The 14,405-nt window shown below is 71.9% G+C and carries 13 protein-coding genes; 6 read left to right on the plus strand and 7 right to left on the minus strand.

The features are described from left to right. The first annotated feature begins 140 nt into the window (after positions 1–140). The gene (locus tag ACIOMQ_RS16315; protein ID WP_362206285.1) at positions 141–1,415 is read left to right on the plus strand and encodes a DUF1343 domain-containing protein; all 1,275 of its coding nucleotides are present in this window, start codon (positions 141–143) and stop codon (positions 1,413–1,415) included. Positions 1,416–1,558: 143 nt separating this feature from the next. Here ACIOMQ_RS16315 and ACIOMQ_RS16320 read toward each other — a convergent pair whose 3' ends face one another. Beyond that, positions 1,559–4,387, minus strand: coding sequence for a penicillin acylase family protein (locus ACIOMQ_RS16320; protein ID WP_401267505.1), 2,829 nt, complete (start codon positions 4,385–4,387; stop codon positions 1,559–1,561). Positions 4,388–4,614: 227 nt separating this feature from the next. Here ACIOMQ_RS16320 and ACIOMQ_RS16325 point away from each other — a divergent pair, with 227 nt between their 5' ends. Then, complete coding sequence (locus tag ACIOMQ_RS16325; RefSeq protein ID WP_362206287.1) at positions 4,615–5,226, plus strand: hypothetical protein; 612 nt, start codon at positions 4,615–4,617, stop codon at positions 5,224–5,226. 250 nt (positions 5,227–5,476) lie between these two features. Here ACIOMQ_RS16325 and soxR read toward each other — a convergent pair whose 3' ends face one another. Further along, positions 5,477–5,950: a redox-sensitive transcriptional activator SoxR gene (gene soxR, locus ACIOMQ_RS16330; RefSeq protein WP_362206288.1), complete on the minus strand. Its 474-nt coding sequence runs from the start codon at positions 5,948–5,950 to the stop codon at positions 5,477–5,479. A 135-nt stretch (positions 5,951–6,085) separates the two neighbouring features. Between soxR and ACIOMQ_RS16335 the strand changes: the two genes are divergently transcribed. Next, complete coding sequence (locus tag ACIOMQ_RS16335) at positions 6,086–6,547, plus strand: MaoC family dehydratase (RefSeq protein ID WP_401267509.1); 462 nt, start codon at positions 6,086–6,088, stop codon at positions 6,545–6,547. A 13-nt stretch (positions 6,548–6,560) separates the two neighbouring features. Here ACIOMQ_RS16335 and ACIOMQ_RS16340 read toward each other — a convergent pair whose 3' ends face one another. The 3 genes from ACIOMQ_RS16340 to ACIOMQ_RS16350 form a co-directional block, all read right to left on the minus strand. Beyond that, a complete protein-coding gene (locus ACIOMQ_RS16340; protein WP_362206290.1) occupies positions 6,561–7,184 on the minus strand; it encodes a TetR/AcrR family transcriptional regulator in 624 nt (207 codons plus the stop codon). Positions 7,185–7,308: 124 nt separating this feature from the next. Further along, complete coding sequence (locus tag ACIOMQ_RS16345) at positions 7,309–7,599, minus strand: YiaA/YiaB family inner membrane protein (RefSeq protein ID WP_401267513.1); 291 nt, start codon at positions 7,597–7,599, stop codon at positions 7,309–7,311. A 91-nt stretch (positions 7,600–7,690) separates the two neighbouring features. Further along, the gene (locus tag ACIOMQ_RS16350; protein ID WP_362206292.1) at positions 7,691–8,842 is read right to left on the minus strand and encodes an acyl-CoA dehydrogenase family protein; all 1,152 of its coding nucleotides are present in this window, start codon (positions 8,840–8,842) and stop codon (positions 7,691–7,693) included. A gap of 65 nt (positions 8,843–8,907) precedes the next feature. Between ACIOMQ_RS16350 and ACIOMQ_RS16355 the strand changes: the two genes are divergently transcribed. From ACIOMQ_RS16355 to ppk2, 3 genes are all read left to right on the plus strand, one after another. Continuing rightward, positions 8,908–9,597, plus strand: coding sequence for a TetR family transcriptional regulator (locus ACIOMQ_RS16355; RefSeq protein WP_362206293.1), 690 nt, complete (start codon positions 8,908–8,910; stop codon positions 9,595–9,597). Between the two features lie 15 nt (positions 9,598–9,612). Then, complete coding sequence (locus ACIOMQ_RS16360) at positions 9,613–10,335, plus strand: ArsR/SmtB family transcription factor (RefSeq protein WP_401755300.1); 723 nt, start codon at positions 9,613–9,615, stop codon at positions 10,333–10,335. A gap of 327 nt (positions 10,336–10,662) precedes the next feature. Further along, positions 10,663–11,556, plus strand: a complete 894-nt coding sequence (gene ppk2, locus ACIOMQ_RS16365) for a polyphosphate kinase 2 (RefSeq protein ID WP_401267589.1) — start codon at positions 10,663–10,665, stop codon at positions 11,554–11,556. Positions 11,557–11,598: 42 nt separating this feature from the next. Here the strand turns inward: ppk2 and ACIOMQ_RS16370 are convergent, their stop codons facing one another. Both ACIOMQ_RS16370 and ACIOMQ_RS16375 read right to left on the minus strand, forming a co-directional pair. Then, positions 11,599–12,678 (minus strand): Zn-dependent alcohol dehydrogenase, encoded by a 1,080-nt coding sequence (locus ACIOMQ_RS16370; RefSeq protein WP_401267521.1) that lies wholly within the window; start codon positions 12,676–12,678, stop codon positions 11,599–11,601. 50 nt (positions 12,679–12,728) lie between these two features. After that, positions 12,729–14,117, minus strand: coding sequence for an aldehyde dehydrogenase family protein (locus ACIOMQ_RS16375; RefSeq protein ID WP_402189247.1), 1,389 nt, complete (start codon positions 14,115–14,117; stop codon positions 12,729–12,731). Between the last annotated feature and the right edge of the window lie 288 nt (positions 14,118–14,405).

Below are 14,405 nucleotides of genomic sequence, written 5' to 3' on the forward strand. Positions count from 1 at the left end.
CGGTATGTCGGAACGGAAGAGGCCGTCCCGACTCGGACGACACTCCTGTCACACCCGTCGCGTCCGGCTCATTCCGTATGGCCGGAACGCGCGCTAGCGTGCGTGACCATGACAGAGGTCGCGATCATGGAGGTACCCGAATGAGCCTGTCCAGACGTGGTTTGCTGGCCGCCGGCGGTGCGGTGGGGGCCCTCGCGGCGACGGCCGCCGGCACCGGGAGCGCGGCCGCCGCCCCCGCATCCGGCCACGGGCGGGGCAACGGGCGCGGCCGGGTCCGTACCGGCTTCGACCGGCTGGCGGCGGACGGCTACGGGCTGCTGAAGGGCCAGAAGGTCGGGGTCGTCACCAACCCCACCGGGATCACGTCCGACGTGCGCCACATCGTCGATGTGATGCACCCGGACGAACGGGTGGACCTGATCGCCGTCTTCGGGCCCGAGCACGGTTTCCGCGGCACCGCGCAGGCGGGTGGTTCGGAGGGGCGGTACGACGACCCGGCGACCGGGCTCCCCGTCTACGACACGTACTTGAAGAGCGGGCAGCCGCTCGCCGATGTCTTCGCCGCGTCCGGTGTGGACACGGTCGTCTTCGACATCCAGGACGCGGGCGCCCGCTTCTACACGTACATCTGGACGCTGTACGACTGCATGGAGGCGGCGGCTCTCGCGGGCAAGCGGTTCGTCGTACTGGACCGGCCGAACCCGGTGACCGGACGGGCGGCGCTCGGGCCGGTGCTGGATCCGGCGTACGCCACCTTCGTGGGCCGCCGGGAGATCGCGCAGGCGCACGGCATGACGGTCACCGAGCTGGCGCTGCTGTTCAACAAGGAGTTCCTGGCCCGGCCGGTGGATCTGCGGATCGTGAAGATGTCGGGGTGGAAGCGCGCGGACTTCTTCGACACGACCGGGCTGCCGTGGGTGCCGCCGAGCCCCAACATGCCGACGCCGGACACCGCGCTGGTCTACTCGGGGACCTGCCTGTTCGAGGGCACGAACCTGTCCGAGGGGCGCGGCACCACCCGGCCGTTCGAACTGCTCGGCGCGGAGGGCATCGACCATCGGTGGGCGGCGGCCGCGAACGCGCTCGATCTGCCGGGGGTCGCGTTCCGCGAGGCGTACTTCGCGCCGACGTTCTCCAAGTTCGAGGGGAAGACGGTCGGCGGGGTGCAGCTGCACGTCCACGACCGCGAGGTCTTCGATCCGGTACGCACCGGGATCGCGCTGCTGGTGACGGCGAAGCGGACGTGGAGCGGGTTCGCCTGGCGCCCGGACAACTGGATCGACAAGCTCACCGGCAATACACGGGTCCGCACGATGATCGATGCGGGTGCGGACACGGACGAGGTGGCGGGAGCGTGGGCGGCGGACCTCGCCGCGTTCCGGACCGTCCGCAAGAGGTACCTCCAGTACCGGTGAGCCCAGGGGGCGGGTGCACGTGCCGGACGGGCCCGATGGTGCCGGCCCACCGGCTGGACGGTTCCGCCCTCGGGCGCCGGACGGGCTGGAAATCAAGCCCGTCCGGCGATTGAGGACAAAGCGGCTGCCGGACGCCCCCGGTGCTAGCGGTGCGCCGGGAACTCCACCACCTGCTGGTACGTCGGGCGGTTCTGCCAGTGGACGGCCTTCTGCGCGATCCCGCCCAGCGGCCGGTGGACGATCGAGTCCGAGCACCACTGCTCACCGGCCTTGCAGCTGTCGTCCCCCGGGTACACCTCCGCCGCGGGCTCCGCCGCGGCCCCCTTCAGGGAGGCCAGCAGCGCGTCCCGGCAGCTGTCCGGATCGCCGTTCCCGCAGTAGGTCTTGGCCAGCGGGCCCTCGACCGGCTGGCCCAGGACCTGGCGCAGGTCCTTGTCCACGAAGCCCCACCAGCCGTACTGGAACGCCGAACCACTGTGCGCCCCGCTCGGACCGTGGCTGGCCGCCGGGGACTCGTCGGTGGCGAGGTTGGCGGTCAGCGCCCCGTACAGCCCGTCGCCGAGCCCCGGCCTGAACTCGGCCTCGACCAGCTTCGGCCACCACGCGTCCATGATCCGTACCGCGTCGGCATGGCTGTACGTGTGCGATCCGGGGCTGCTCTCCCGGCGCTGCGATCCGTCCGCCCGCCAGGACTCCAACTGCTGCACGACGCCGTTCAGTTCCGGATCGGTGACCGGCCGGGACCGGATCACCTTCAGCAGTTCGGGCAGCAGCTGCTCGCCGCGCAGATCGGTGACCGCGGCCTGGGCCATCGCCCGGGTGAGGGACGCCCGGGTCACACCGCCCTCCTCGACCAGCCGCGCCACCCGGTCGTCCAGCAGATCGGCCCGGTGCACCGCGCCTAGGCCGAAGCCCGCGGAGGCGTACCCCTTGGCCTGCTTGTTGTTCCAGGAGACGTAGTAGTCCTGGCCGCTGGAGTGCGGGTGCTCGGCGAACGGGGTGTACGCGGCGGTGTTGGCGGCCGGGTCGTACTCCTTCCACTCGTAGGCCCGCTCGGCCTTCACCGGCAGCGCCGGGTCGACGCCCGCCGCGCGCACCGGGTTCATGCCGCTGTTGTAGTACGCAGCGGTACGGGAGTCGGCGTAGAACCAGTTGAACGCGTAGTCGATGCTGCTTGCCGCCTGCTGGAAGGAGGCGGCGTCCTTGACGTACGCCGGGTCGTTCAGCATCTGGAAGCCGATGATCGAGTCGGCCTCGTGGCGGTAGGTGGTGCGCAGCGAGGTGTACGCGACGGGCTTGCCCCCCACCGTGGCGCGGTGGGTGACGATGCCGTAGTTCGTGCGCCGGACCTGCATCCGGTAGGAGCCCTTCGCGGTGGAGTCGGCGACGGTCGGATTCCAGGAGTTGGTGCGCTCCAGCGTCTCCATGGCGGTGCAGGTGCCGCGGTAGAGGTAGTGCGTGGAGTCCTTCGTGGGCGTGGAGCCGTCGGGCTCGCACAGGTCGACGGCGTATGTGTCGGTGATGTCCTGACCGGCGGAGGTGGCGCTCCAGGCGTAGTCCTGGCCCCGGCCCATCTGGATGTACATGCCGACACCGGCGAAGGAGACACCCCGGGCGCTGATCCCCGGACCCTGGAGCTCCTGGAGCATCATCAGCTGCGGGGCGAAGTAGCCGGTCTGCGGTCCGAAGACGGCGATCGGGTTTCCGCTCGCCGTGTGCTTGCCGGAGACGAGCAGGGCGTTGGACATGCCTCGCTTCTGGGCGCCGGAGCCGGAGCCCGGCAGCGAGCCCTCGGGGATGACGCCGTCGTCGTAGATGCCCTGGGCCTTCTTGAGCGCGGCGGGGGCCTTGACGGGGGTCTTCCTGTCCGTGCCGGCGGAACCGGTGCGGTCGTAGATGAGGGGTTCGGCCGTGACGGAGCCGCTGTCGGGCAGGGCGGTGCCGCGCGCCGCGGCGGGCTTGCCCGCGTACGGGAACGACGTGCCGTCGTGAATCGTCAGCACGGCCTCGGGGTCTTCGCGCTGCCGGAACGACTCCCAGACCTTGGTGCCTTCGGCGACGCCGTACTTCTGCTGGGCGGACAGCAGCGAGAGCGCCGCCTGCACCTCGCCACCGCCGCCACCGCCGAACTGGCCGCCGACCACGGAGGCGATGGAGATCAGGTCGGTCAGCTCGAACGGCTGTATCTCCCCGACGTTGGTGATGGCGTCGATCTTGCCGGTCAGGACGTACTCGCCCGGGAAGTAGCGGCCGTTCTTGGACTTCTCGCGGTAGGCGTTGATGCCGTCGACATACGCCTGGGCGTCCGCCATGGCCTGTTCGCCGCGGGCGCCCTCATGGGTCCTGATGTAGGTGACCTGGGCTTCGAGATCGGCCTCGGTGTACGGGGCCTGCGGCCAGAACTGCTGCTCCAGGCCCTGGTTGGCCAGTGCGCCGCCGGCGAACGAGGTCAGTTCACCGCGTCCGATGTGGCGGAAGAGGTCCATCAGCCAGAGCCGGTCCTGCCCGGCGGCGAATCCGGCGCCGAACTCGGTGCCGTAGCGGGTGGTTCCCTTGATGTGCGGGACACCGGACGCCTTGTCACGGGTGATGGTGACGTCGTCGCGCGGCGAGGTGACGGACTCGACCTGGTCCTTCGGGACGCCGAACGAGGCGTCGTTGAAGAAGTCGGTCAGCTTCTGGTCGGTGAGACCGGAGTGCCCGGCCACCAGGCCGTTGTAGCGGTCGAGTTGGTCGTCGCTGTGGGCGGGGTGCGTGCCGAACGCCTTGTTGCCGAGGATGTCGACGAGCGTGGCGTTGCCGTTCTCGCCGGGCGGCAGTATGTCGTCGCACTGCCCCTGGCAGTAGTCGGTGACGGGTGCGGGTTCCGCCGCCGCGGCGCCGGACTGCGGCGCGGCAGCGAGCAGCGCGGCGCCGAGAGCGAGGACCGCCGCGGCGGTGGCGGCTCTGAACTTGACGGTGCGTGGGGGCATGCGTGCTCCTCCGAGAGGCCGATGCGCCGGAGGTTACCGGCGGTACGACCCGTCGGTAAGGTGAGCAACAGTCACTTTTTCCGAATCATCACATGCCGCCGCGCACGGCCCCCATGACGACCCGTCGTCTCACATGGTGGACGTCACAGCGGTTCGATGGATCCGGATCGGGCAGTCGCACGTCTATTCCTGGACGCCGAAGTACGAGCGACGGAGGTGGCGGTGCAGTGGCCGGATTCCGGAGTCTTGCGAGACAGGTCCGCGATCCGCGGAGCGACCTGGCGCTGCGGCGGTATTCGCTGCGCAAGTGCCTGGAGAGGTTCGCCCCTTACGGGCATCGGGCGACCTGGGACCATCTGTGCGCCCGGCACGGGATCGATGCCGAGGACCGGTCCCCGGATCCGGTGCGGCTGATGCGCGCGCTGGACGAGCTGGAGGCGGCGCGGGCCGTCTGGCTCGGCTACGAGGCGGGGTTCGCCGAGCGCCGCAGGCGGGAGAAGCACGACGGGTTGCGCAGGCCGGGCGCGTTCGACGACTGGCACCGGCGCACCTGGGGCGGGTACGGGGTCGCCCGCTGCGAGGACCCGGGGGTGCACCCCTCGGCGCCGCTCGCCGAGGTCCTCGGCCGGCTGATCGCCGCCCTGGAGTCGGAGCCGGGCACCGCCTGCCCGGTGTGCGCGGGCGCAGAGATCGCCTGGCGGCCGGACCTGGGATGCGAGCCGTGGTCGGGGCCGGTCTGCACGGGGTGCGGGATCCTGGTGCCGCAGCCGGTGCTCACGCGCGGGGCGCTGGCGAGGGCCCGGAGCGCGCACCGCGAGAATCTGGCGTCGGCGGCGTGACGGACGACAGGGGCATCCGGCAGGCGCGCCCGGCCAGGGGTCCGGCGGCGTGACGGACGACAAGGGCATCCGGCGGGCGCGCCCGGCCAGAGTGTCCGGCGGCGTGACGGACGACAAGGGCATCCGGCAGGCGCGCCCGGCCAGAGTGTCCGGCGGCGTGACGGACGACAAGGGCATCCGGCAGGCGCGCCCGGCCAGGGGTCCGGCGCGCCCGCCCGGCAGCCGAACGGCGGCGGGCGGGCCCCGGTATCTACCGGCAGTCGGCCGACGGGCGCTCCGGCATCAGCCGCGAGCCGCTGATCCGCTGCCCGGAGACGTCGTTCGGGTTGGAGAGCACGCAGTTCTCCAGCGACAGGCAGCCGCAGCCGATGCAATCGGTGAGATGATCCCGCAGCCGGCCCAACTGCTCGATGCGCTCGTCCAGTTCGCGACGCCATGCGGCGGAGAGCCGCGCCCAGTCGTCGCGGGTGGGGGTGCGCTCCTCCGGGAGCTCGGCGAGGGCGTCGCGGATGGTGGCGAGCGGGATTCCGACCCGTTGCGCCGCACGGACGAACGCGACCCGGCGCAGCGCGTCCCTGCTGTAGCGGCGCTGGTTGCCGCTGGTGCGGCGGCTGCTGATCAGGCCCTTGGCCTCGTAGAAGTGCAGGGCCGAGACAGCGGCGCCGCTACGCGCGGAGAGCTGGCCGACCGTGAGTTCCTGGAGTGTCTGCGGGATCTGGGGCACCCCTCCAACCCTACGTGGCCACCCCCGGGCAGGTCCGTCGTTGACAGGAACGCACCCGCCAACCATGCTGAGCAAGCGCTTAGACAGGCGCGCGACACCGGATGGCCGAGAGCGGGAAGGGCAGGGACCAGGGACATGGCGGAGCCGAGGATCTTCACGTCCGCGCAGGAGCTGCGCGACGGGGTGGGCGAGCAGTTGGGACACAGCGAGTGGCTGGAGGTCGACCAGAAGCGGATCGACCTCTTCGCCGAGGCCACCGGTGACCACCAGTGGATCCACGTGGACCCGGAGCGGGCCGCGGCCGGGCCGTTCGGCGCGACGATCGCGCACGGCTACCTCACGCTCTCGCTGCTGCCCGCGCTCGTCCCGCAGATCATGCGGGTCGAGGGCATGAAGATGGGGATCAACTACGGGACGAACAAGGTCCGCTTCCCGTCCACCGTCCCCGTGGACTCCCGGCTGCGCGCGACGGCCGTTCTGCAGAGCGTGGAGGAGGCCGGGGGCGGCGTGCAGGTCACCGCCGTCGTCACGGTCGAGCGCGAGGGCGGCGACAAGCCGGTGTGCGTGGCCGAGTCGGTGTCGCGCTACTACTTCTGACGGCGCCCCGGCGCTACCGCCCGGCAGCGACCATGCGCAGCACGAGGTCGGCGTACAGCTCGCCGACCTCGTCCGGCGTCCGGCTGCCCTGTGCGTTGAACCAGCGCGCCACGTCGATGCAGAGGGAGAGCACCGCCAGCGTGGTGCCCGGGATGTCGGGCACGTCGAACTCCCCGGCCCGCACGCCCTCGCTGATGATCCGGCGCACCACCGCGTCGCTCCTGCGGCGCAGCTCGACGATCTCGGTGCGGTGCTCCTCGCCGAGGGCGTCGAGTTCGTACTGGACCACACGGGCCGTGGTGTGCCGTTCGGCGTGCCAGCGGACGAAGGACCGTACGGCCTCGGCCAGCCGCTCGGCGGCCGTGCCGCCGCTGTCGGCGGCGGCCTCCAGGACGAACAGGGCGCGGTCGTGACCGATCCGGCTGATCCGGTGGAGCAGTTCTTCCTTCGTCTTGTAGTGGATGTAGAGCGCGGCGGGGCTCATCCCGGCCCGGCCGGCGATGTCGCGGGTGGTGGTCGCGTGGTACCCGCGCTCGGCGAAGGCGTCGACGGCGGCGACGAGGAGCCGCCTGGCCGCCTCGGGTGTCACCTCGGCCCACGGCGCACTGTCGCCGTCGGTCTCCTCCGCCGTGCTCATCGTCACTCGCCCCTCTCGTCAGCAGGACGAACACCATACCCCGAACCTGAGCAAGCGCTTAGGGTCCGTCCGGGCCGGACCCTCCGGGCGCCGGAGGGCCGGAGGGCCGGAGCTTCCGCAGAGGTCAGAGCTTCTGGAAGGGGTCGTGCTCCGCGAGGATCTTCTCCAGCCGGGCCTGGTCGACCCGGCTGACGATCTGCCCCGCCTCCTGCCGGTCGCGGACGACCTTGGCCAGGGTGAAGCAGGAGGTGACGAGATAGAGGACGCCGATCGCGAGGAATCCTCGGACCCAGGCGTCGGCGTCCAGGAAGTAGATACCGAGGGCCACCGCGGCCATCGCCACCCCGAAGGAAGCGACGGCCTGGCTGTAGAAGGCCGCGGTGCTCTGCTGCTTGACCGATGCTGTGTCACTCATGGCACCCAGCATCGGCCGCCGTGGTGTGCGCCACATCCGTCCCCGTACTCAGTGCGGTACTCAGACTCCCGTTCGAGCACGGGCGAAGCGGTCAGAAGGCGGAGACCCCGGTGAGCGCGCGGCCGATGATGAGCTTCTGAATCTGGCTGGTGCCCTCGTACAGCGTCATCACCCGGGCGTCGCGCAGCAGCTTGCCGACGGGGTACTCGTCGATGTAGCCATAGCCGCCGAAGACCTGGAGGGCGTTGTTGGCGGCGCGGACGGCGGCCTCCGAGGCGAAGAGCTTCGCCTTGGAGGCGGCGGTGGCGAAGTCCTCGCCGCGGTCGACGAGGTCGGCCACCCGCCAGGTCAGCAGCCGGGCGGCGTCGACGTCCACGGCGATGTCGCTGATGAGTTCCTGGACGAGCTGGTGGCTCGCGATGGACTTGCCGAACTGCTCGCGCTCGCCCGCGTAGCCCACGGCCGCGTCGAGGGCGGCCTGCGCGATGCCGACACAGCCGGCCGCGACCGACATCCGGCCCTTGGCCAGGGCGGACATGGCGATCGAGAAGCCCTTGCCCGCCGGGCCCAGGAGCGTCGAGGCGGGGACCCGGACATCCTCCAGGACCAGTTCGGCGGTGGCCTGGCCACGCAGGCCGAGCTTGCCGTGGATGGTGCGGCGGCTCAGGCCGGGGGTGTCGGTGGGCACCAGGAAGGCCGATATGCCCCGGTGGCCGGGGGCGTCACCGGTGCGGGCGAAGAGCAGGACCACATCGGCCCAGGTGCCGTTGGTGATGAACATCTTGCTGCCGTTGATGACGTACGAGCCGCCGTCCCGGACGGCCTTCGTCGTCAGGTTCCCGGCGTCCGAACCGGTGCCGGGCTCGGTGAGGCCGAAGCAGCCGACCGCGTCGCCCGCGGTGAGCGCGGGCAGCCAGCGCCGCTTCTGTCCCTCGTCGCCCCGGGCCGCGATCGTCTTGGCGACCAGGCCGAGGGAGACGGAGACGATGCCGCGCACCGAGGAGTCGCCGCGGCCGAGCTCCTCGGTGACCAGGCAGTAGGCGAGGTGGTCACCGCCCGAGCCGCCGTACTCCTCGGGGACGGTCAGCCCGAGGAAGCCGACGGAGCCCAGCTTCTTCACGATCGACCTGTCGACGCTCTCGGACCGGTCCCACTCCACGGCGTGGGGGGCGACCTCACGGGCGACGAAATCCCTGGCGAGCCGCCGGACGGCCTCCTGCTCCTCGCCGAGTTCCAGGTTCATCCTTCGGCTCCCCACTTTTAATTAGCACTGCTAGTTTTCCGTTCGCACGCCCTACTATGTGCCGCATGGCCCGACCGCGCAAGCCCCTCCTCAGCAGAGACCGCATCGTCGAGACGGCGAGCGCACTCGTGGACTCCGAGGGACTCGACGCCGTCTCCACCCGTCGGCTCGCCGCCGAACTCGGGGTCAGCGGTCCCTCGCTCTACAACCACTTCCGCAACAAGGACGAGATCCTGGACGCGGTCGCGGACGCCGTGTCCGCCCAGGTCGATCTGTCGATGTTCGACGAGGCGGACGCCCGTGACTGGCGCGCCGCCCTGCACGACTGGGCCGTCTCCTACCGTGCGGCGCTCAGTGAGCACCCGCACATCGTCCCGGTGCTCGCCCAGGGCCCGGGCCGCCGCCCGGCCGGCCTGCGGGTCGCCGACGCGGTCTTCGGCGCGATGGTCCGGGCCGGCTGGCCGCCCGCCCAGGCGACGTACATCGGCGCCCTGATGCGCTACTTCATCACCGGATCGGCCCTCGGTTCGTTCGCCCGCGGCTTCGTGGACGACGAGACGGCGTACGACCCCGCGGACTATCCGCACCTCGGTCAGGCCCACCTGCTGGCCGAGCGCCGCCAGAAGGTCGACGAGGGGGCGTTCGAGACCGGGCTGCGGGCGCTGGTCGACGGCCTCGACCTCCAGTACGAGCGGCTCCCGCGCGAACAGCTGCCGCCCGCCGGAACAGTTCGGCAGCGGCCGAAGCGTCCCTGACGCATCCTGGAACCCATGGCACGCATGGCACACCCCGACCCGGCCGCGCCCCGGCTCGCCGCCCTGGCCGCGCTCCTCGCCGACGAGACCCGCGCGGCCTTCTGCCTGGCCCTGCTCGACGGCCGCGCGTGGACCGCGGGAGAGCTGGCCCGCTACGCCTCGGTGGCACCGTCCACCGCCAGCGAGCACCTCGGCAAGCTCGTCGCGGGCGGGCTGCTGGCCGAGGAGCGGCAGGGCCGCCACCGCTACCTGCGGCTCGCCGACGAACGGACCGCACACCTCGTCGAGGACCTGGCGGCCCGGGTCCTCGACGGTTCCGCGCCCGAGCGGCCGCACACGCTGGGCGCGGCGAGCGCGGGCAGCGCACTCGCGCGCGGGCGCACCTGCTACGACCACCTCGCGGGCCGGATCGGCATCGCGATCGCCGATGCCATGACCGTCCGGGGGCTGCTGAGCCAGGACACCGGCTTCGCGCTCACCGATGACGGCCTCGGCTGGTTCGACGGGCTGGGCATCGGCCTGGAGTCGAGGTCGCGGCGTCCGCTCGTACGGAGCTGTCTGGACTGGACGGAGCGCCGACCGCACCTGGCGGGGGCCGCCGGAGCGGCGCTGTGCCGGCACGCGCTGGATGCCGGGTGGTGCGTGCGGATCGGGTCCGGGCGCGCGGTGAAGGCGACCCCGGAGGGGGAACGGGCGCTGCACGAGCACCTCGGTATCGAGCCGTCCGTCCTTCGGTAGGTGCCGAACGGCCGCGGCCCTGCGGCCGGGGCCATGACGACGGCATCCGCCCCGGCGACGCCGCCCGCGCCCTCTCGTGACGGGCGGGCCACCGCCGCGGCCCGCTCTGTCCGGCCGGGGTGGCGGTCTCCCGTACTCGTCAGCAGACTGGCCTGACGCGGAAGAGTCCGGCACAGCCGGTGGAGGGACACCTGCATGACACGGAGCGCCAAGGAACCGAGCAGCCGCAGGAAGACGAAGAAGCAGCCGGCCGGGGCCCGGGAGGCCGTGCCGGACGCCCTGGCCGAGGCGGCCCGCCACGGCGGCTCCGGGCTGGACGGCTTCACCGTGGCCGACAGCGGTGACGACGACCCGGTCCTGGTGACGCCCGAGGGCCGGGCCCGGGACGCCTGGCGCGAGGACTACCCGTACGACAACAAGCTCGGCCGGAAGGCGTACGAGAAGTCCAAGCGCGCCCTGCAGATCGAGCTGCTCAAGCTCCAGCACTGGGTGAAGGAGCGCGACGAACGCCTCGTCATCCTCTTCGAGGGGCGCGACGCGGCGGGCAAGGGCGGCACCATCAAACGCTTCACCGAGCACCTCAACCCCCGTGGCGCTCGGGTGGTGGCCCTGGAGAAGCCCACCGAACGCGAGCGCACCCAGTGGTACTTCCAGCGGTACACGGCCCATCTGCCGTCCGCCGGGGAGATCGTGCTGTTCGACCGGTCCTGGTACAACCGGGCGGGGGTGGAGCGGGTGATGGGGTTCTGCACCACCCGCGAGTACCTCGAATTCATGCACCAGGCACCGGGCTTCGAGCGGATGCTCGCCCGGGACGGCATCCACCTGGTGAAGTTCTGGTTCTCGGTCTCGCGCAACGAACAGCGCAATCGGTTCATGATCCGGCAGATCGATCCGGTGCGGCAGTGGAAGCTGAGCCCGGTCGACCTCGCCTCGCTCGACAAGTGGGACGCGTACACGGAGGCCAAGGAGTTGATGCTCTTCCACACGGACACGGCGGACGCGCCCTGGACGGTGGTGAAGAGCAATGACAAGAAGCGGGCCCGGCTGGAGGCGATCCGGCATGTGCTGCACCGCTTCGACTACCCGGACAAGAACACGGACGTGGTCGGCGAACCGGACCCGCTGATCGTCGGCCCGGCCTCCCGGCTCTTCGAGCAGGACGAGATGGACGCCCGGCTGCTCACCACGGAGCGGGCTCAGGCCGCGCCGACGGCCTGAGGGCTGTCCCCCGGTCCCTGGCGGGACAGCCCTTGGACGGGATCAGAACACGACGAGCGCGCGGCCCCCCTTGCCCGCGATCATGTTGTCGAAGGCCGCCGGGATGCCTTCCAGCGCGATCCGTTCGGTCACCATCATGGAGAGGTCGAACCTGCCCGCCCGGATGTGCTCGGCGAGGACCGGCAGATCGCGGGCCGGGTCGCTGTTCCCGTACACACAGCCCGTCAGCGAGCGGCCCCAGTGGAAGATCTCCAGGGCGTTGAAGGTCACCAGCTGGTCCTTGCCGCCGATGCCGACGACCGTGGTGCGGCCGCCGCGGCGGGTGGAGTCCCAGGCGCCGCGGATGGTGGCGGGCCGCCCGACGCACTCGATCGCGACGTCGGCGCCCTGGCCGCCGGTGAGCTTCCGGATCGCGCGCGGGGTGGTGTCGGAGGCGATCACGTAGTCGGTGGCGCCCGCCTGCCGGGCCAGTTCCTCCTTCTCCGGGGACACGTCGACGGCGATGATCTTCGAGGCGCCCGCGATCCGGGCGGACTGGAGCACGGCGAGGCCGACGCCGCCGATGCCGAACACGACGACCGACTCGCCGGGGTGGACCCGGGCGCTGTGGTGGACCGCGCCGTATCCGGTGAGGACCGCGCAGCCGAGCAGGGCGGCGTCGGTGAGCGCGATGCCGTCCGGGGCGGGCAGGACGCAGTTCGCGGCGACGACGGTCTCCTGCGCGAACGCCGCCACGTTCAGGCCGGGGTGGAGCTCGGTGCCGTCGGCCGTACGGGCGTGGAGGCCGGCCGCACCGGCCAGGGCGTGGGCGCAGAGCCACACCTCGCCGATCCCGCAGTGGTGACAGCTTCCGCAGGAGGGAGCCCAGTTGAGCACGACGCCGTCACCGGGCGCGACATGGGTGACACCGTCGCCGACCGCGACGACGGTGCCCGCGCCCTCGTGCCCGAGGACGGCGGGGACGGGCAACCGCATGGTGCCGTCGGACAGCGAGAGGTCGGAGTGGCAGACGCCCGCGGCGGCGAGACGGACTCGCACCCGGCCGGGGCCGGGCTCCGGGAGTTCGATGTCGGTGATCTCCAGGGGAGCTCCGGCGGCGGGCAGTACGGCGGCGCGGACCACGAACAGGCTCCTTGACGGTCGGCAGCGGGGATCGGGGCGGGGCGGAACGGTCAGAACTGCAGGGACTTGGTCTGGAGGTACTCGGCGAGCCCGTGCGAGCCGAGCTCGCGGCCGACGCCGGACTGCTTGTAGCCGCCGAACGGGGCGAGCGCGTTGAACCGGCCGCCGTTGATGTCGACCTGCCCGGTGTCCATCCGGCGGGCGAACGCCACCGCCTCGGCGTCGTCGCCCGCCCAGACCGCGCCCGCGAGGCCGTACACGGTGCCGTTGGCGATGCGCAGGGCGTCGTCCTCGTCCTCGTAGCGGATGATCGAGACGACCGGGCCGAAGATCTCCTCCTGGGCGATGGTCATCTCCGGGGTGACGTCGGCGAACACCGTGGGGCTGACGAAGTAGCCCTGCTCGCGCGGGGCCTCGGGGCCGCCCGCGACCAGGCGCGCACCCTCCGACACGCCCTTCTCGATGTAGCCGAGTATCCGCGCGTGCTGCTTGGCGTTGACGAGGGGACCGATGCGGTCGCCGTACGTGGCGGCGGCCTCGGCGGCAAGCGCGACCGCCTCGTCGTACTGGGAGGTGTGCACGAGCATCCGGGTCCAGGCACTGCACGTCTGGCCGGAGTTGCCCATGACGTTCGCGATGCCGGCGCCGACGGCCCTGGCCAGGTCGGCACCGGGCAGGATGACGTTGGCGGACTTGCCGCCCAGTTCGAGGGCGACGCGCTTGACGGCCGCGCCGGCCGTGGCGCCGATCCGCCTGCCGACGGCGGTGGAGCCGGTGAAGGAGACCAGGTCGACGCCCTCGTGCTCGGCCAGCGCCTGTCCCGCGACCGGCCCCAGCCCGGTGACCAGGTTGAACACGCCTGCGGGGATGCCCGCTTCGTGGACGGCCTCCGCGAAGAGCTGGGCGGTCAGCGGGGTGTCCTCGGCCGGCTTGAGGACGATCGTGCAGCCGGCCGCGAGCGCGGGGGCCACCTTGGCGACGATCTGGTGCAGCGGGTAGTTCCACGGTGTGATCGCGCCGACGACGCCGACCGGTTCGGCGTAGACGGTGGAGTTGCCGACCTTCTCCTCGAAGGCGTACGACGCGGCGAGCTCGGCGTACGAGCCGGCCACCAGGATCGGCACGCCCGCGTGCACCGCCCGCGAGAACGGCAGCGGGGCACCGAGTTCGGCGGTGACGGTCGCGGCGACCTCGTCCCTGCGGGCGACGAGGACGTCGCGCAGGGCGGCGATCCTCGCGGCGCGCTCGGCGGGCGGGGTCGCGGCCCAGGCGGGGAAGGCCGCCCGCGCGGCGGACACGGCGGCGTCGACGTCCTCGGCAGTGCCCGCCGGGACGTGGGCGATGACCTGCTCGTCCGCCGGATCGACCACGGCGATCGTGTCCGTGCCCGCGGCGGCGCGCCACTCGCCGCCGATGTACATCCCGTCGTGGGCCTTCATCGCATTCCTCCCGGGTGCCGTGGTTACGGCGTAGTCGTCCGCGCCCAAACTAGCGCTGTTAGTTTTTGGGCGCCAGGGCCATGTCTCCGAGGACCGTGTCCATGGCTCCCGCCACCGTGTCGTGCCGCGCGGTCGTGCCGCGCGCCGGATGTCCGTCGGGCCGGGGCCGGCAACCCGCCGGCAACGCCCCTCCTGGCGCCCGGGACCGGGGGCGTCCGGCAGGAGCGTCCGCGGCGGACGAGACCGCCGCGACGGACGGGAGCACCGCCCGCACCGGGTACCCGGGCC

This window comes from Streptomyces sp. NPDC087845, from assembly GCF_044742755.1.
Lineage (GTDB): Bacteria > Actinomycetota > Actinomycetes > Streptomycetales > Streptomycetaceae > Streptomyces.